Raw genomic sequence first — 16,642 nt, forward strand, 5'->3', positions numbered from 1 at the left:
TTTTAGTGCCGGTAGGTGGTTGTCAGTTGGTGGGCCGCAGGTCCTGGAGGTCCAGGAGAATGGCGGCGAAGCTGTGGATGCCGTTGTTGTCCTTGTCGCGAAGCAGGACACGGCGGCGGGTGGGAGCGGTTACTCCCTGGAAGTCTTTGTGCTCTGAGGTGTAATGGGCCACTTCGGCCCAGCCGTTGACTTCGACGTCGTAGTCCATCCGCCGCTGCAGCCCTGTTGCTGAGTCGAAGTAGTACGTCTGGACTTTGCTGTGGCTGTGGATGGAGTCCGGGAAAGTCACCTCGAGCCGGCGCCATGTCTCTCCGTCTTCGTCCCAGGGATCGATTTCGCGTGTCTCGACTCCTGGGAGCGTGAAGAGCAGCGGTTCGGCGAGATAGGTCCAGGTGGCGTAGGAAATGAAGTAGCCCATCTGGGCCGGTGACCACTGGGTGTCTCCCTGATATCCGGCCATGCTGCCGCGGGGCCCCGCGAGGCTGTCCAATACCGTGCCTGCACCATCGGTGATGGTGACCAGATCCTGGGCGGCGTCAAAGTGCAGGGTGCGTCCTGGCCCGAAAGGTGCGATGCTGATTTGCTGTCGGGCGAGGTCGGCTGTCACTGCCACTTCGCCAAGCAGATCGGGCTGGCCTTTGAAGGGCCAGAAGACGCCGTGGACGCGGAGCTTTGCCGACACGCCCCGGGCTCGTTCCCATGATTGAGCGGTGCCATGCTTGGCCAGGACAAAATCAACGAGATCGTTCATGAACTTCTTCTTTCGGTCTTGTGGTGCTGGAGGAGGACGCCCGAACGGGACGCCCGGGTGACTTTGAGGCCGACTTGCTCTTACTGAGAGTCGAGTTGGGAGAACAGCCCGGTGAAGGTTCCGCCGGCGGTTGAAAGTTTTTCGAAGAACGCTCCGGCTTGAGGTGTAGCGACGGCCCGGGAAGCTGATTCGTAGTCGGCGAAGTAGAGGTCTAAAGTCCGGTGCGCGGGTGTCGGCGTGCCGTCCTCCTTTGGCCAGACTTTCGCGGACTCGATTCGGACTAGTTCCGGCAGGTCCTTGGCCAGGGCCAGGAGTGCGGATGCGTGTTGCTCGAAACTTTCCGGCGCCGTCGGGTTGTCAATGATGAGGGTAATTTTTGTCTGCATTGTTTTGTCCTTGGTGGGTGGGGTTGGGTTGGGTTGGAAAAGAGCAGGCGTTAGTTTTTTGTGAGGAATGCCAGAACTTCAGCGGCGAATTCGTGCGGGTATTGAAAGAGGAACCCGTGGTTGGCGTTCGGGTAGATGATGAGTTCGGCGTTGGGGATGGTGCCGGCCAGAAGGTAGGAGTTGGCAGTGGGCACCATGATGTCCTTGTCGCCGTTGGCCACCAGCGTTGGCGCAGTGATCGAGGCCAGGCGGGCCAGTTTGGCCGGGTCAGGGATGCCCCATTCAATGTTGGCGGCGGCCAGTGCGTCCCGGGCGGCCAGGGAAACGTCCGCGTCCCGGCCTTCTATACGGGTGAAGATGCGGCTGACGAATTCATCACCCTTGCCTCTGCTCTCCTCCGAGGAGTTGAAGAAGAGGTAGTGGATGTCACCGGCGTCCTGGATATCCTTCATGGCATGCGCCCGGGGCTCATCTGCCCAGCCGTGCATGTCCTGTCCTCCTTCAGGACCGGTGCCGGCGAGGATAATGCGGCGGACAAGGTTTGGGCGCTGCAGGGCGACCTCCTGGGCCACGAACCCGCCGATGGAGAAACCAAAGAGGTCCACCTCGTCCAAGCTGAGTGCGTCTATGAAGGTCAGCGCATCGCGCCCGAACTCCTTGAAGGTCGTGGGTACAGTCCCAGTTGAAAGTGCCACGCCGCTGGCGTCGAACAGGATGACTTCCCGTTCGGCGGCGATGCTGTCAACAAGCGCAGGATCCCAGCTGTCGAGATTGCCCCGGAAATGCTGGAAAAAGACAATGGGCGTGGTTCCGGCTTTGCCGAACCGGCGGTAGGCGTAAGTCGTAGCGTTGCTTCCCTCGATAGCGAGGTTCGGAGCGGTGTATTGGGACATAGAGGAGCCTTCAAAAAGTAGACCGGTCGACTACTGCAGAAAAATAAAAGAGTTGTCGTCTGGTTGGCCAGCGGTTTAGGTCAAGACGTCGGAGTAGACGGTTTCCAGGAACCCATCGAGCGGCGCCGGTGAACGGGTCAGCTTGGATCGTGCGACGGCGCCTTCGAAGCCGGCGATAATGAAGCCGGCAAGCCGCCGTGGCTCGCTGTGGTTGGAGATCTCACCCTCATCTTGCGCTGCAGCGATGGCGGCGGCGAGCTTCGTTGTCCACAGATCGAGGGACTGTTCAACCACGGCCGTGACGGCCGCGCTCTGAGATGGCATCTCATTTGAAAAGTTACCCAGCAGACATCCCCGCTGGAAGTTCTCCGCTTCTGCCATCTTCGTGATGTAGGACAGATGCGCCCGGATTCTTCCCAGGGGAGATGTGTCGGCATTATCGAGCAGTTCATATTTGACGGTTGCTTCGTAAAGTTTCACGGTTTCAACGGCAAGGGCTTCCTTGCTTTCAAAAAAGTGATAGAAGGAACCCTTGGGAACTCCGGCGGCCCGGGTGATGTCCAGTACGCCGGTTGCTGAATAGCCGTTGGCGTGGAAGAGATCGAGTGCGGTACTCGCAATTCGATCCTTGGTGCCGGTGCTCATCTCTAGTCCTTCATTCGGGTGCTGGTTCCAGATTAGACCGGTCGTCTAGGAAAAGCAATAGCCTTCCTGGAACCTTGGTGATCATAGCTTCCAATCCTTCCTTCCGTGAATGTCTCAGCGCTGGTTTCAGACTCCCGCCCCGGGCTATATCAGGGCCAAGGATTGAGACGAAATAGCCCCAATTGTTCCACAGAGGGGTGAAACGACAGCGGGGAGAAGGCCGACACCACCAGGCGGGCTGGAACCTGCCTGCCGCTCACTCTCGGGCGTGGTAACTCTGCAGGTAGGACGGCGAGGCCGTTCCATCGATCGCGAACCGGGTGAGGTGCCGCAGGAAGGACCCATCAATGTCCTGTCCGGTAGCGACTAAGCGGTGGTGGATCGCACCGTAGACGGCATCGGTCACCATAACAAGATCGACATCCTCGCGGATTTGTCCGCGACGCTGCCCCTGATGCAGGATCGTGAGGAACCCCTCCCGGCGCTCCCGCAGCAATGTCTGCCGGAACTGTACAGCGAATTCCTCACTGCGGATCGCCTCGGCTAATAGATTTGCGACCGTCGACGCCGCCCCACCAACGTGTAGGCAATAGGTCAACGCGACCAGGTAGGAGTGCAAATCACGCCCGACATCCCCCGTATCCTGCACGTGGGTCAGAAGGTTCGTCTTGAAGGTGAACGCCTCAAGCACGAGCAACTGACGCGATGGCCAATACCGGTACAAGGTCGACTTACTAACCCCAGACGCCCTTGCCACAGCATCCACTGTTACCCCGTCATAGTCCAGCCGATCGACCAGGACGCTCGCTGCCTTCAAAACACGCAAACGTACCTCCGCCTCATGTGAAGCGACCAAGGGATGCGCGGGATCTGCCCTGCTTCGCAGTGCCACATGCATGCCCGGCTGACCCCCACGGAAACCGGGTCTTGACTTGCTGAACGTGCTATCAGATAAGGCCATCAGAAAACTCAAATCTTAAACGTTTGGCGCTTGTAGTCGTGAAGCGTACACAGAAATTGAAACACCTTGTGCCTTCGGCGCACGATGGGCTGGAGCGAGGGGGCGAGGCCACCCACAATCAGTCACACTCCTGGGATTCGGTAGCGGCTTGAAGCAACCATTGTCGCCCCTGCCTCTGCCTTCGGACTCCTTTCCTGCTCGGTGGAATAGCACAGCTGCCGGGCCCTTGTCTTTACTGGGGCGTAGGACGACTGCTGCCCTCTCGAAAGGATCTCCTTGCCATGCGGGTACAAACAACTTAGAGGTTGCTGCCAGAGCAGCGGGTTATTGGCCATCGAGTCCGGGTTCCGGTGTCTTCCCTCTGCTCGCCGTATGGCTCCGCCTCGAGCCTGTGATGTCAAATAGTTCGGAAAGGGGTGGCCGCCCACCGAGCCGCAGCCCCACATGTTTCGGGAGTCCGTGGACCTGGACCGAATCATTACGCATGTCGACGTCTAGGGAGATCCGCGCTTGACCGGCGAAGGGGACGTTGTCTAGGCGAAAATGCGTTCCGGGAGGCAGCGCTGGGGCGAGCCACAGTTCATTCCAGATGAGGATGGGGTCAAAACGCAGCAGCAGCCTGATGAGGTGGACCGGAGCGGCCGATGCCCAAGCCTGTGGGGAACATGATGCGGGATAGGGCACGGGTACTGGATAGCTGCGTCGGTCCAGTCCGCAGAACAATTCCGGCAGCCGTCCTCCGAAATAATCCGCCGCCTCCAAGAGGGCGTAAGCCACCTTCTGTGCTTGCTCAACGAAGCCGTATCTCATCATGCCGGCCGCGGCCAGCGTCGTATCATGAGGCCATACCGAGCCGTTGTGATAGCTGGCGGGGTTGTATGCCCCCATCGAGCTGGCGAGAGTGCGGATTCCCCAGCCGGTGAACATCTCGGGGGACATAAGGTGTTCCACCACGGAGGCAGCCTTGTCCTCGTCGATTATTCCCGTCCAAAGGCAGTGACCCATATTCGATGCGAGAGAGTCGACGGGTCGCTTGTCACCGTCCAGGGCGACTGCAAAGTAACCGCGGTCCGGAAGCCAGAAGCGGTCATTGAACGCCCGTTTCAGCGCATGAGCTTTGGCGGAACATCGTTCAGCCATAGCTGTATCTCCATTGGTCAGTGCGATCAGCGCGCGACCCAGGTACGCGCTGTAGCTGTACGCCTGGACTTCACACAGAGCTATCGGAGGTTCGGCGAGAGACCCGTCCGCGAAATTTATCCCGTCCCATGAGTCTTTCCAGCCCTGGTTACGCAATCCCTGCTCGGTGTGGCGTTTATATTCAATGAATCCATCGCCGTCACGGTCTCCATAGTTCTCCATCCATTCAAGCGCTTTGTCGGCGGCAGGCAGGAGTTCCTGAACCGCCTCCGCTTCAAGTCCCCACCGATTGAGTTCTCCCAACCCTGCGACGAAGAGTGGGGTGGCGTCCGCAGTGCCGTAATAGATACCGCTGCCGGCCAGGTCTTCGGCGGTACTGACGCCGAGCCGGACTTCGTGGAGTATCCGCCCCGGCTCTTCCTCCGTGAGCGGGTTGACGGCCCTGCCCTGGTATTCAGCCAGGGTTCGTAGGGTGCCTAGTGCCAACGATGGATCCAGCAAGAGGGACATGTAAGAGGCAAAGAGACTGTCCCTTCCAAACAGGGCCATGAACCAAGGGGCACCGGCAGCTACTACGACCCTGTCAGGGTGAGCGGAGTCGAAGATTCGAAGGGAACCTAGGTCTTCCTGACTGCGCCGGATGACTCTTTCAACAGCGTCATCGCCCAGGTCGGCGACGGGCATAGCAGTCCGCCACTCGGTGATGCGACGAATAGAGGCGGAAGGTTCCGCGTCTGTGACGAGATTTAGCGTTTGTCCATGCTTCGTCCCTTCACTCGCTGAGTTGGCTGTAGCTGCCATTCCCGAATGGGGGGTGGCGCTGATCGTCCAGGCGCGCTCACCATGCGCTGGGACGACGAGATCAGCCGCCAGGCCTCGTCCCTGGACCTGCGCGTCCTTGCAAGTGACGACGAGACCCTGGCTGCGGCCATTCCACTTGGACTCAAGGATCAGATTGTCTCCCTCGCTCCGCCGGGACTGCGTCCAACTGCGGGATACCCGTCCTTCCTTGACTTCAAACAGATCGGCGAAGTCCGTATCGACAACCAAGACCAGGCGACACGCCGCTTCCACCCGAGAGTGGTTCCGCACGATAACCCGCTCAGTCAGGCCGTGCTCCAGGGACCGTTCCCGCTCTACAAGCAGGGTGCTCTCGGCATTGGCGGTTGCCGGAACCCGGCCGATGAAGCGTGCCCGGTATGGATCAGGAGTCACGGCGGACAGCGCTTCGATCGGGCTGCCATTGACGGTCAGATTCCACTCGCCAATGAACCGGGTGTCATTGAAGAACGCTCCTTGCGGGCTTCCGGGATCTATGTCACCGTTCGCAGACGAGATGCAGAAGGATGCCCCCTCAAGCAAAGTAACCGCACCTGGCGCCATGCGGCCGGCGGCATTGGCTGCATTCCACCCTGACATGCCTGTACCTCCCATCCGGGGAACGGGGCCGCGGCGGGGAGGGGCCCGACTACCGATGTCCCCGATCAGTACTACGTACTATCCGGCGTGCCCAAGGCCATGGCAAGAGAAGTCTATTTCCCGGCACTATGCGCCCGACGGAAGACCGGGTTTCATCAGCCGGCAATTCCCAGAAGCTGAATGGCACTCTGTCTAGCCGTTCACGTACATCCGTTGCGCTTCTTTCAATAGAGTCGGGTCTTGCTCAGTGGCTGTGGAAATCGCCCCGGTTGAACTACACCCCAACCTGAATGCGTTCTTGATGGACCCACAGCCGGTTATCGGTCGCCAGTCGTGGGTTAATCCTTGATGGTCAGGACTACCCTGCCGGGCCGGCCAAGTCGCGGACCCTCGCTGTAGGCGCGGCGGCCTTCGGCCAGGGGATAGACCGCTGCGACTGTGGGGCGCAGCTGGTTGGCGTCGATCATGTCCGCGATGGTGCTCAGTTGCCGGCCGTCGGGTGTGACGATGAAGAAGAGGGCTTGGATGTTGCGGCCCTTGGTCAGCGCTTTTTCGACGGGTGCGCCTAATGTGATCAGCCGGGCCCCGTCATGCATCATCGTCGCGGCTTCTTGGAGCGCGGTTCCGCCGACAGTATCGATGACGACGTCCGCTTCTTGCAGGGCGGCTTGTAGCTTTCCAGTGCCTGTTTGAACGATTCGGTGGGCACCAAGACTCTCAGCGAAACCGTGGTGGACGGAGCGTATGACTCCGGTAACGATTGCCTGAAGGCTCTTTGCTACTTGTACCGCGTAGGAGCCGACGCCTCCGCTAGCGCCCAGGACCAGCACGTGTTCCCCCGGCAGGGTGCGTGCCTGCGTGGTCAGCGCCTGCAGTGCGGTCAACGCGGCGAGGGGGACGGTTGCCGCTTCGTGATGAGTCAGCGACAGAGGGCGGTGCGCGATGCTTGTCTCCTCTGCCGCGACGTATTCTGCGGCGGCCCCGTCCCTGTCGAACCCGGGAATGCCGAAAACCTCGTCTCCAAGCACGAATCGCGTGACCTCGGACCCGATTGCTGCGACAACGCCGGAAAACTCGTGTGCGGGAATAGATGGTGTCCTGTCCTTCCCTTCAGCATTGACGTATGTTTCCGGCCACTGGAACTCGTGGAACGTGATCGCCGTGGCGTGGACTTCGATGAGAACGTCCGTCGGGCCAAGCACTGGTAAAGACGCGTCTTCGTAAACAAGGTCATTGCTGCTCCCGGGGGCGTAAATCCGGAGAGCTTTCATGGTTGTCCTGCCCGCAGGGATGGCACTCCTCGAGATGATGCCGGTACCGGCAGCACTTCCGGGATTGATGGGGTAGGTGTTTGAGGGTTTGCTGGGGTTGGAGGCCATGGTCCTAATCCTCGTGCTTGGTTGTTACGCGGGCTGGTGCCCGCTCGGGATGGGCGGTGCAATACCAGTTGTCTCTGGTGATAGCGTGGGCTGGCTGTAGAAGGTGGCCTCCTTGAAGGTTGCCCGTGGTGTTTCCAGGCCCCGTAGTCCGGCTGTGTCGCGGCCTAGCCAAAAGTTGTTCCACCAGCCCCACAGAACCCGCCACTTCCGTTCCCAGGTAGGGATGGCCAGCACATGGTAACCACGGTGGATGACCCAGGCGGGGTATCCCTTGATGACTACTGGCCCGGACTGGAACACGCCGGTGCCCAGGCCCAAGGTGGCCACGGCGCCCAGGTTGTGGTGGAAGTATTCCCGGGCTTCACCGCCACGCAGGGTATCCCGGATATTGCGGGCAAGCAGCTTGGCCTGCCTGATCGCATGCTGGGCGTTTGGGACGGTAAATCCTCCGACCCCACCGCCGGAAAGGTCGGGAATGGCCGCAATGTCCCCTGCAACCCATGCATCGCGGACCGGGGCGTCGGGGGTGCCCACCCGCAGATCGGAGCGAGCTTTGACGCGGCCCCGCTCGTCGATGGGCAGGTCGGTGTTCCTGGTGATCGCGGGGTTCGCGATGACACCCGCTGTCCAGATGAGCAATCCTGCCTCAAGCGTCTCGCCGGTCGAAAGGCTGATGAGGCCATCTGCGGCGGATGTTAGCTGGGAGTTCAGGTGAATCTGGGCGCGGCGTGCGGCGAATTGCCGGAGGACCCACTGACTGGTTCTCTCAGACACTTCCGGCAAGATCCGGTTAGTCGCTTGGATCAGATGGAAGTGGGTCTCCGGGAGGGACAGTTCGGGGTAATCGCTAAGTGTCGCGGTGGCAAGCGCCCGCAACTCGCCTAAGGTTTCAATGCCGGCGTATCCGCCGCCCACGATTACAACCGTCAGCAGTTTCTCGCGGGCAGGCCCTGGGGGCAGGGCGGCCGCGGTGTCGATGTTGCGCAGCAGCGTGTCGCGGATGAAGACGGCCTCCTCGATGTTCTTCACCCCGATGGCCCGATCCGTGATACCGGGAACGGGGAATGAACGGGTCACTGCCCCGCTGGTGACCACGACGACGTCATAGGTTTCCTGGCTTTGATGCCCGTCAGGGAAATTCAGGGTGGCGGTCTTCGTAGCGTGGTTCAAGTAGGTGACCTTGGCTGTGATGAGCCGGGTCTTCCTCAAGTGCCTGCGATGGACAATGACACTATGGCGAGCCTCGATCGATCCTGCCAGCACTTCGGGGAGGAACGGCTGATACGTCATATACGGCACGGGGTCCACCATGGTGACCTGCGCCTCGTCAGGACGCAGGTATTTTTCCAGCCGCCAAGCGGTGTAAAAGCCTGCGTAGCCGCCGCCGATGATGAGGATCTTGCGCATCTTAATGCGCCTCCAAAGTTCTCTGGTACTGCTGCTGGTTTGGGATGCCTGCGGCCGATGTCAAGGGTGGACGAGCCACCCCAACGACGGCGAGGGACGGCCCTTCCGGCTTTGCCGGGTGGAGCCTAAGAGACTGCATTGGTGAACCCGTTCCGGTGTTGAGCAACCTATGCCTGCCGGGGTTCAGTCAGGGGCCACTGCGTACGCGCTGCTGATCGCAATGCGGTTGTAGGTGTTGATGACCATTACCACCCACGTCACTGCGGACACCTGCCCGGACGTCAGGTGCGCGACCGCGGACTCGTAAAGGCCTTTATTCCTGTGGGATTCGTAGATTAGAGTGATGTACTCGGCCAATGCGAGGGCGGAGCGTTCCTGCTCGTCGAAGTAGTTGCTCTCCCGCCACGCCGAGAGTACGTTCAGGCGCTCAGCGCTCTCACCCTTCTCTAAAGCATCCTTCGAGTGAAGGCGCAGGCAGAAAGCGCACCCATTGATCTGTGAGGCACGAAGCTTGACGAGCTCGAGGAGCAGTGGAGACAAGCCCTCCTCGAGAGCCGTCGCGTCCGCCAGCTTCGCCACTGGCATCAGGGCCCGATAAAGCTCCGGGTGCCTGCTTCCGACATTCGTCCGCTTAGTCTTTTCCTTCGTCGCCATGCTTTTCGATCCTCCGGTGGGTGGTATTTCAGCGCTTGTTCCTGCGCTGGTTCCAGCATCCCGCCACGGGCCATAACCGGGACAAGGAATGAAACGAAACGGTCCCGATCGTTCCACTGCAACTCGAGGCGGAGCCCACCAAAGCAACCGAGGGCGCCCAGGCGCCGGAAGTGCCCGTCTTAAGCTCGGGCGCATAGTTCTCGAGGTAGGACGGAGAGGCCGTTCCGTCGATCGCGAAACGGTTCAGGTGTCGCCCGCAACCGCCCGTCGATGTCCTCTCCGGTAGCAACTAATCGGTGGTGGATCGAGCCATAAACCGGATCGATGACCATCACAATGTCGACATTGTCGCGGATCTGTCCTCGACGCTGCCCCAGTCGCAGGATCGTGAGGAACCCGCCGGCGCTCCCGCAGCAGTATCTGCCGAAAACTTGACCGCGAATTTTCGCTGCGGATTGCCTCAGCCAACAAGTTGGCGGCTGTCGACGCCGCCCCACCAACCTTCAGGCAATAGGTCAAGGCAGCCAGGTGTGAGTGCAAATACATGGTCGACCAGGACGCTGGCTGCCTTCAATATGCGCGTACGCACCTCAGCTTTGTGGAAGCAATCAAGGGATGCGCCGGGTCTGCACTACAACGCGGCGCCACGTGGACACCGGGCCCAAACCGCGGAGCGTTCACCCGCAATTCTCCTGAAGACCGGATACCCGCACTGCTGCTTGGTGGCTCGAAGCACCAACAGCTAAATTTTTCTGAAAGGAAGCCCGTAGGGGCCACCGGCATAAACAAGCCTATACACCGTAGAAGCCTGAACGTCGATTAACTTACGGTCACCTGCCAAGGTGCGTATCCAAAATATGCCAAGGTCGCGCGCAACTGTTTCCACGGTTCCTTGCCAGACGACGCCCGCTCCGCTGAAGGCCTCCACCTGATCTCCAGGTGTGAGCAGGGGCAGGGCTTGCACCTGGATTCTTGAGATTCGGTCCATCAGCGTGGCTGCTTTCCTTTGCTTTTAGACTGTCACGGCTTTGTCAGTGAGCCGCTGCTGGCTGCGGTGATCCCAGCCTCCTCGGCGGCAGCCTCGGCCAGTTTCGACTGCATGATAGCCGTCTTGTACAACTCCGCATTTTCTTTACCTACGTTGATGGATATGACAGACAGTGGGTCAAGTGTCCTGTTCAGTTGTGCACGGAAGGTGAAGGTAACGCATGGGGATATAACGAGGTTGGCGGGAATTTTGAGTTCTACTTCGATGACAAAGGGGCGCAGCAAGTGGCCGACCTGTGCATCAGCAATACACCGGCCAGTTTGCGGACTACTTCGGGAACGCCTAACTTGCTGGGGCGGAGACGAAAGGGCGGGTCAGAGGGCATTCCCAACCTCAAGGCCTCCCAAGTAGGCGGCAGCCCGTCAGATCCAGGCCGGTGCCGGGGGCGTCGGGGTGGCCGGTCCGCCGTCGTGCCGTGCAGTGGTTCCGTCCGTCCCCCGCCCGGTCGCCCACTGAGCAATGGCAGGCAGCGAACCTGACACCACCGTGGGTGACATGCCCGCGCTGTCGCCGAATGTCAGCGGCGAAGTCCCGCCGGTGATCTCGACCACCAGGCCCTTGTCCGTTCCGCGGGCGTGCCAAGCGCTCGTGATGTCGGTGAGGAGGCGTTCCAGGACGGGTGCGGGGATGTCCTTGAACGTGGCGCCGTTGTTCAGGTCCACCGCATGCACCCAGACCTCGCGGGTGCGCATCCAGACGGTCTCCTCCGCCGGGACGGTCCTGCCCTGGACGGTCTTAACCTTGTGGTGCCAGGAGTCCGCGGCCAGGTCGCGCCATTCGACGTTCAGGTGCACGGCGGAATGGTCGAAGAGGTTCCGTAGGGCGATGGGGCTGAGCGTGGCACCAAAACCGATCTCATGGTTGCGCACCTCAACGGAAGGGTACATCGGGGTCTCAACTCCGGTGGCCGCCCATTCGATCAGCCGGGCGATGGCGCGGGCGTTGTAGCCCACGTGGGCCACAACGTGCCGGCGGGTCCAGCCGGGCAGCAGCGAGTCGTCGTCGAGTTCTGCGTCGGTGAGCTCGTTGAGCTTGCGGGCGAAGAACGCGGTGCCCCGGCGCGCCTGCAGGAGTTGTTCCTGCAGGCGCGGGTCGGTGGTCTGGTCGTGGCGGGCAACCATCAGGCTTCCTTGATGACGCGGTTCTTCAGCTGGCCCAGGCCCTCGATGGTGGTGACCAGGATCTGGCCTTCCTGCAGGTACCGTTTGGGGTCCTGCGCGTGGCCCACACCGCCGGGGGTGCCGGTGGCGATCACGTCGCCCGGGTTCAGGGTGATGATGGTGGAGATGTAGGAGACGAGGAATTCCGGGGTGAAGACCAGGTCCGAGGTAGGGGTGGACTGCTGGAGGTCCCCGTCCACGGCCGAAGTCATGAGCGGACCCGCAGTGAATTCGTCTTTGGTGACCAGGGCGGGGCCGAAGGGGGTGGACTTTTCCCAGGTTTTGCCCTGCAGCCACTGGATGGTGCGGAACTGGTAGTCCCGCATGGACACGTCGTTGAGGACGGCGTAGCCGGCGATGTGGTCCGCAGCGTCTGCTTCAGCGATGCGGCGGCCCTGTTTGCCGATGATGACGGCGAGTTCGGCTTCCCAGTCCACAGTGTCGGATTCCTGGGGAAGGGCCAGGTCGTCGTTGGGGCCGATCAGGGATTCGGCGTACTTGGCGAACAGGGTGGGGTACTCGGGGACTTCCCGGCCCATTTCCTTGATGTGGTTGCGGTAGTTGTGCCCCACGCAGATGATTTTGCCGGGGGCGGGTACGACGGCGGCAAGGTCCGCGCCGTCGAGGGCGTGCGTTGCGCCGTTGGCCGCCTTCGCCGTGGCTTCCCAAGCGGGGTCCTGCAGCAGGGCGCCGACGTCGGCGAAGCCGGGGATCTCGGTGAGGGTGTCGCCGTCCTGGCGCACCGCCACGGTGCCCTTGGTTCCGGCGCCGTCGGAAGTTCGGAGGGTGAGGAGTTTCATTACTTGGTGCGTCCTTCGATGTAGGTGCGGTTGAAGTTCAGGCGCTCGAAAATGGGGGCGTCGCTGAAGCGGAAAAGATCGAATTCCGTCTCGGCGTGGAGTGACCAGGCGGCCCAGGACGGGACCACGAACAGGTCGCCCTTGGCCAGCTGCCTGGTTTCGCCGTTCAGGACCACAGAGCCGGTGCCTTCGAAGACCTGCCAGACGCTGGAGCCCACCTCGTGGACGGTGTCCGTGGCGGCGCCGGCGCGGAGGCGGTGGAACTCGGCCCGGATGGTGGGCATCACGTCCCCGCCGGTGGTGGGGTTGGTGAACCGGACGGCGGCGTGGCCCTGCGAGACGGTGGCGGGGTGCCCCTCGTCCTCCAGGAGCAACTGCTCACGCAGCGCGGCGTCCGTGTGATTCCACCGGTAGGCAGCGATCGGGGAACTGGCGGTGTCATCCAGGCCCGAGAGCGGGCGCAGGCCGGGGTGCGCCCAGAGCCGCTCGGAGCGGGAGATGTCCGGGGTCGCTTCGTCGGTGACGCGCTCGGTGCCGAACTCGAAGAACGCGGCGTCGACGTAGTGCACAAACGGAATGTCCAGGCCGTCGATCCAGGCCATCGGCTGATCGGTGTCGTTGTGGTGCCCGTGGAAGTTCCACCCCGGGGTGAGCAGGAAATCCCCGCGGGACATCCGCACCGGGTCCCCGTTCACCACGGTCCACACGCCCTCGCCCTCCACCACGAACCGGAACGCGTTCTGCGAATGCCGGTGTTCCGGTGCTGTTTCCCGGCCGCCCAGGTACTGGATCGCCGCCCACAACGTCGGGGTGGCGTATGGGGTGCCGGCCAGGCCGGGGTTCGCCAACGCAATCGCCCGGCGTTCCCCGCCGCGGCCCACCGGAACCAAGTCCCCGGCCCGGGCCGCCAACGGATACAGATCACTCCACCGCCACACATGCGGCACAGCCTTCGGGCTCGGAACCATCGGCATCAAATCACCGATCTCCGTCCACAACGGAACCAGGTTCTCCTTCCCGAAATCCTTATACAACTGCTCCAGCTGCGCAGCCTCCTCCGGAGTGGGCTCCGGCATGACGTGGCTGGCGGCGACTGATTCGTGGGTCGCATTCTCGGCGCTGATGGACACGTGGGCCTCCTGGTATGAACAAGCTAGATCGGCTTGTCAAAGGCTAGGCAGCCCATCAGGTTTTTCACAGTCTTTTCTGGCCTGTAGAAATTCTGGTTCTAAGTAGCATCGGACGGGTTGGCTGCGATGTCAATCTCAAGCTGACGGCGGGTCTCGTCCATGATGTGCACCAGGCCAGCGTCGAACAATGGTCGGATACGCGCGACGGGAGTGGCGACACTGAACGCCCCTACGACATCCCCACTGGCATTGTGAAGAGCCATTCCCAAGGCGCCTATTCCGTCTTCTGTGCCTTCGAAGTTCGCGGCGAAGCCATTCCTCCGAATCGTTTCCAGCTCGTGGAGGAATGCAGGGTATTCCGAATCCAGGATGTGGTCACCCCCGATTTCAGCGCTGCTGGTGCTGAAGAGTTTCCTGACCATTTCGGGGTCGAGCTCGGCCAGCATTGCCTTACCCCCCGACGCCTTGTTGGCTGGCATAACGCTGCCCTGTCGGTCGCCGACCCGCAACGCATTTTTTCCTTCCACGGTGGCCAAGAACCTCACCTTAGTGCCGACTCGAACCATCAGGTTGACGGTTTCATTGACACGTCCTGCGAGAATCTCCATGTGCGGCTGGGCAACCGTTCGGAGCAGCCTGGTCCAACCCAACCCCGCGGGCCCAACCCCGATGGCTACTCCGGGGACGTAACTGCGTGATTCGTCCTGAACAGCGAACCCCCGATAGACCAGCATGGCCAGCAAGCGGTGGGCGGTGGAAGGCGCCACACCGAGCTCCTTGGCGGCATCCTTGAGCCGCAAACTGCCGCCATCCCGAAGCAGCTGCAACAGGCGCAACGCATTGTCCACGGCCTCTATGGGATACATGGGCTTCTTCTGCAAGGGAGGGTTCTGCATATCAGAATTGTATTGCTACTAGATGGAAGTGTCAGGGAAGTTTGGTCTTAACGAACACAACTGATCTACTTTTTTAGGAGTCTGCATGTCTGATTACCCATCTTCAACTGACGTTCTGGTGGTCGGCGGGGGCATGGCCGGCTTGGCCGGCGCGTTGGTTCTCAGGGAAAACGGTGCGGCCGTAACGCTCGTTGAGGTTGCGCCAGAGTTCGGCGAGATCGGTGCCGGGCTTCAAATGGCACCTAACGCTTCCCGCGCACTCAAGCGCTGGGGTCTTTTGGAAAAAGCCTTGGAAATAGGCGTACAGCCGAAACATCTCGTGTTCCGTGACGCTGTCAGCGGGGAAGAACTCACGCGCCAGAGTCTGGGCGGTGAGTTTGAGCAGCGGTACGGTGCGCCCTATGTTGTAATACATCGCAGTGACCTCCACCGAATTCTGTTGGAGGCATGTCAAGAAGCGGGGGTCACTTTGGTTAATGACGTCCGCGTCCAAAGGGTGGAGACCGAAGGAAACAAGGCTCGTGCCTATACATCCGCCGGCGAGGTCTTCGAAGCCGACGCAATCCTGGCCGCAGACGGGCTGAAATCCACCCTTCGCAGCACGATCTCCACCGATTCGCCTGTGCCGTCGGCTTACGTCGCCTACCGGGGTACGGTGCCCATCACGGCGGAAACCCCGGCGACGGATCTAGAGGACGTGATCGTATACTTGGGGCCAAATTGCCATCTGGTCCAATACCCACTACGCAAGGGAAAGCTCCTGAACACCGTCGCGGTGTTCAAGTCGCCCTCATTCGAACGCGGTGAAGAGCAATACGGCGGTGTTGATGAACTCGAGGACGCTTATCGGGATTGTGTCCCGGCTGTGCAGAACGCTTTGAAAAACCTCTCGACGGCTATGCGCTGGCCGATGTATGACCGCGATCCTATTGAAAACTGGGTCACAGGGCGAATGACACTAATCGGTGATTCAGCTCATCCCATGCTTCAGTACCTGGCACAAGGTGCTTGTCAGGCGCTGGAAGATGCCGCTGTTCTTCAGGACGTCACTCTAGAGCACGTCTTTACTCCGGAAGGTGTCGATTCAGGGGCTTGGCCCGCGGCGTTCAAAGAATTTAATGACACCAGGGCCGGTCGAACGGCAAGGGTTCAGCGGACTGCCCGGATTTGGGGGGAGTCGTGGCACGTGTCCGGGGTCGCCAGGATTCTAAGGAACATGTTGTTCAAGAGTCGTGGTGACGGAAATTTTGAGTACAACGATTGGTTGTACGGCAAAGGCGAACCCGGTGTCCCGGCGGACGCGCGTCGGGCAGCCGTACCGATGCTCGAAAGCGGAGCACCCGACTAACAAGACGGCGGGTTCCGACGTACGCCTTGTCTAGTCGTGGAGACTTCCATCCACTTCCTGGTGTCAATCCAGCTCGCAGCCAGCAGAAAGCCATCGATATGGAGAATCAACTGCAAGACGACACGTGATAAGAGTCGTCGCCGAAGCAGCCCAGCTGCAAGAGCAGTTCTCCGAAGCTGAGGCCGCTCTCCGTCTGACCTCCATTGCTGAAAGGGAAACACGCATGAATACAGTGTTGAAGAAGCTTATGAGCTTTTTGGCGGATCCAGTCAGCCGGGACTTCGCGGCCTGGGAAAATGAGCTAGCCGCCGTGGACATCCGCCTCACTTCGGCGGCGTGGGTCGGGTGGTACGAAGAATGACTTAGCCTGACCCGCGCTTCACCGATCCAAAGCTTTTCTGATGCTGCTGCGGCCTTGTGGCTCTTGAGCCGGCCGCGGGGCGCACGCACCACGGCGACAGGTGTATTCGTGGGACTGGTAGCGAGTCTGCATGGCTGCGCTTTTCCGGTAAGCAGAATAGACAATCAAGAGGTCGGCTTTTCAATGGCTCTACTGACAGTCGGCGTTATAACCTTCTCAGCACACGCGTTCGCTCCTTGGGCTGGAAGACGCGAAATGCGGCGG

General features: G+C 60.9%; 17 protein-coding genes and 1 pseudogene. 2 read left to right on the top strand and 16 right to left on the bottom strand.

From position 1 onward, the window contains the following. Positions 1 to 22: 22 nt before the first annotated feature. From QF038_RS20690 to QF038_RS20760, 16 genes and pseudogenes are all read right to left on the bottom strand, one after another. Positions 23 to 751 carry a hypothetical protein gene (locus tag QF038_RS20690; protein WP_307612858.1) on the bottom strand — a complete coding sequence of 243 codons (729 nt, stop codon included), beginning with the start codon at positions 749 to 751 and terminating at the stop codon, positions 23 to 25. Between the two features lie 80 nt (positions 752 to 831). Beyond that, entirely contained in the window at positions 832 to 1,137 is a 306-nt protein-coding gene (locus tag QF038_RS20695) for an EthD family reductase (protein ID WP_307612860.1), read from the bottom strand. A gap of 50 nt (positions 1,138 to 1,187) precedes the next feature. Further along, positions 1,188 to 2,030 (bottom strand): alpha/beta fold hydrolase, encoded by an 843-nt coding sequence (locus tag QF038_RS20700; protein ID WP_307612862.1) that lies wholly within the window; start codon positions 2,028 to 2,030, stop codon positions 1,188 to 1,190. 75 nt (positions 2,031 to 2,105) lie between these two features. Continuing rightward, positions 2,106 to 2,675: a TetR/AcrR family transcriptional regulator gene (locus QF038_RS20705; RefSeq protein ID WP_307612865.1), complete on the bottom strand. Its 570-nt coding sequence runs from the start codon at positions 2,673 to 2,675 to the stop codon at positions 2,106 to 2,108. 256 nt (positions 2,676 to 2,931) lie between these two features. After that, the gene (locus QF038_RS20710) at positions 2,932 to 3,366 is read right to left on the bottom strand and encodes a TetR-like C-terminal domain-containing protein (protein ID WP_307612867.1); all 435 of its coding nucleotides are present in this window, start codon (positions 3,364 to 3,366) and stop codon (positions 2,932 to 2,934) included. A 3-nt stretch (positions 3,367 to 3,369) separates the two neighbouring features. Then, positions 3,370 to 3,636 (bottom strand): annotated as a pseudogene (locus QF038_RS22375) (TetR/AcrR family transcriptional regulator); the annotation flags it as partial. A 324-nt stretch (positions 3,637 to 3,960) separates the two neighbouring features. Further along, entirely contained in the window at positions 3,961 to 6,195 is a 2,235-nt protein-coding gene (locus tag QF038_RS20715) for a glycogen debranching N-terminal domain-containing protein (RefSeq protein WP_307612868.1), read from the bottom strand. Between the two features lie 338 nt (positions 6,196 to 6,533). Further along, positions 6,534 to 7,574: an NADP-dependent oxidoreductase gene (locus tag QF038_RS20720; RefSeq protein WP_307612870.1), complete on the bottom strand. Its 1,041-nt coding sequence runs from the start codon at positions 7,572 to 7,574 to the stop codon at positions 6,534 to 6,536. Positions 7,575 to 7,598: 24 nt separating this feature from the next. After that, a complete protein-coding gene (locus tag QF038_RS20725; RefSeq protein ID WP_307612872.1) occupies positions 7,599 to 8,981 on the bottom strand; it encodes an NAD(P)/FAD-dependent oxidoreductase in 1,383 nt (460 codons plus the stop codon). A gap of 183 nt (positions 8,982 to 9,164) precedes the next feature. After that, a complete protein-coding gene (locus tag QF038_RS20730; protein WP_307612875.1) occupies positions 9,165 to 9,635 on the bottom strand; it encodes a carboxymuconolactone decarboxylase family protein in 471 nt (156 codons plus the stop codon). A 742-nt stretch (positions 9,636 to 10,377) separates the two neighbouring features. Then, positions 10,378 to 10,623 carry a hypothetical protein gene (locus tag QF038_RS20735; RefSeq protein WP_307612878.1) on the bottom strand — a complete coding sequence of 82 codons (246 nt, stop codon included), beginning with the start codon at positions 10,621 to 10,623 and terminating at the stop codon, positions 10,378 to 10,380. 32 nt (positions 10,624 to 10,655) lie between these two features. Then, positions 10,656 to 10,907, bottom strand: a complete 252-nt coding sequence (locus QF038_RS20740; protein WP_307612880.1) for a hypothetical protein — start codon at positions 10,905 to 10,907, stop codon at positions 10,656 to 10,658. Between the two features lie 138 nt (positions 10,908 to 11,045). Next, on the bottom strand, positions 11,046 to 11,804 hold the full coding sequence (locus QF038_RS20745) for a maleylpyruvate isomerase family mycothiol-dependent enzyme (RefSeq protein ID WP_307612882.1): 759 nt from the start codon (positions 11,802 to 11,804) through the stop codon (positions 11,046 to 11,048). Next, positions 11,804 to 12,643, bottom strand: a complete 840-nt coding sequence (locus tag QF038_RS20750; RefSeq protein WP_307612884.1) for a fumarylacetoacetate hydrolase family protein — start codon at positions 12,641 to 12,643, stop codon at positions 11,804 to 11,806. Before QF038_RS20750 ends, QF038_RS20745 begins: the two co-directional genes overlap by 1 nt. Beyond that, positions 12,643 to 13,773, bottom strand: a complete 1,131-nt coding sequence (locus QF038_RS20755) for a cupin domain-containing protein (RefSeq protein ID WP_307612887.1) — start codon at positions 13,771 to 13,773, stop codon at positions 12,643 to 12,645. Before QF038_RS20755 ends, QF038_RS20750 begins: the two co-directional genes overlap by 1 nt. A 98-nt stretch (positions 13,774 to 13,871) precedes the next feature. After that, positions 13,872 to 14,669: an IclR family transcriptional regulator gene (locus QF038_RS20760; protein ID WP_307612889.1), complete on the bottom strand. Its 798-nt coding sequence runs from the start codon at positions 14,667 to 14,669 to the stop codon at positions 13,872 to 13,874. A gap of 85 nt (positions 14,670 to 14,754) precedes the next feature. Here QF038_RS20760 and QF038_RS20765 point away from each other — a divergent pair, with 85 nt between their 5' ends. Further along, a complete protein-coding gene (locus QF038_RS20765; RefSeq protein WP_307612891.1) occupies positions 14,755 to 16,017 on the top strand; it encodes an FAD-dependent oxidoreductase in 1,263 nt (420 codons plus the stop codon). A gap of 223 nt (positions 16,018 to 16,240) precedes the next feature. Beyond that, positions 16,241 to 16,378, top strand: coding sequence for a hypothetical protein (locus QF038_RS20770; protein WP_307612893.1), 138 nt, complete (start codon positions 16,241 to 16,243; stop codon positions 16,376 to 16,378). The last annotated feature ends 264 nt before the right edge of the window (positions 16,379 to 16,642 follow it).

The sequence above is a fragment of the Pseudarthrobacter sp. W1I19 genome (assembly GCF_030817835.1).
Classification (GTDB): domain Bacteria; phylum Actinomycetota; class Actinomycetes; order Actinomycetales; family Micrococcaceae; genus Arthrobacter.

Bases quoted from the DNA above. Each gene is read 5' to 3' on its own strand.
- QF038_RS20695 (WP_307612860.1), bottom strand. From the start codon at position 1,137: ATGCAGACAAAAATTACCCTCATCATTGACAACCCGACGGCGCCGGAA.
- QF038_RS20715 (WP_307612868.1), bottom strand. From the start codon at position 6,195: ATGTCAGGGTGGAATGCAGCCAATGCCGCCGGCCGCATGGCGCCAGGT.
- QF038_RS20770 (WP_307612893.1), top strand. From the start codon at position 16,241: ATGAATACAGTGTTGAAGAAGCTTATGAGCTTTTTGGCGGATCCAGTC.
- QF038_RS20690 (WP_307612858.1), bottom strand. From the start codon at position 751: ATGAACGATCTCGTTGATTTTGTCCTGGCCAAGCATGGCACCGCTCAA.
- QF038_RS20730 (WP_307612875.1), bottom strand. From the start codon at position 9,635: ATGGCGACGAAGGAAAAGACTAAGCGGACGAATGTCGGAAGCAGGCAC.
- QF038_RS20720 (WP_307612870.1), bottom strand. From the start codon at position 7,574: ATGGCCTCCAACCCCAGCAAACCCTCAAACACCTACCCCATCAATCCC.
- QF038_RS20750 (WP_307612884.1), bottom strand. From the start codon at position 12,643: ATGAAACTCCTCACCCTCCGAACTTCCGACGGCGCCGGAACCAAGGGC.
- QF038_RS20760 (WP_307612889.1), bottom strand. From the start codon at position 14,669: ATGCAGAACCCTCCCTTGCAGAAGAAGCCCATGTATCCCATAGAGGCC.
- QF038_RS20745 (WP_307612882.1), bottom strand. From the start codon at position 11,804: ATGGTTGCCCGCCACGACCAGACCACCGACCCGCGCCTGCAGGAACAA.
- QF038_RS20700 (WP_307612862.1), bottom strand. From the start codon at position 2,030: ATGTCCCAATACACCGCTCCGAACCTCGCTATCGAGGGAAGCAACGCT.
- QF038_RS20705 (WP_307612865.1), bottom strand. From the start codon at position 2,675: ATGAGCACCGGCACCAAGGATCGAATTGCGAGTACCGCACTCGATCTC.
- QF038_RS20735 (WP_307612878.1), bottom strand. From the start codon at position 10,623: ATGGACCGAATCTCAAGAATCCAGGTGCAAGCCCTGCCCCTGCTCACA.
- QF038_RS20725 (WP_307612872.1), bottom strand. From the start codon at position 8,981: ATGCGCAAGATCCTCATCATCGGCGGCGGCTACGCAGGCTTTTACACC.
- QF038_RS20765 (WP_307612891.1), top strand. From the start codon at position 14,755: ATGTCTGATTACCCATCTTCAACTGACGTTCTGGTGGTCGGCGGGGGC.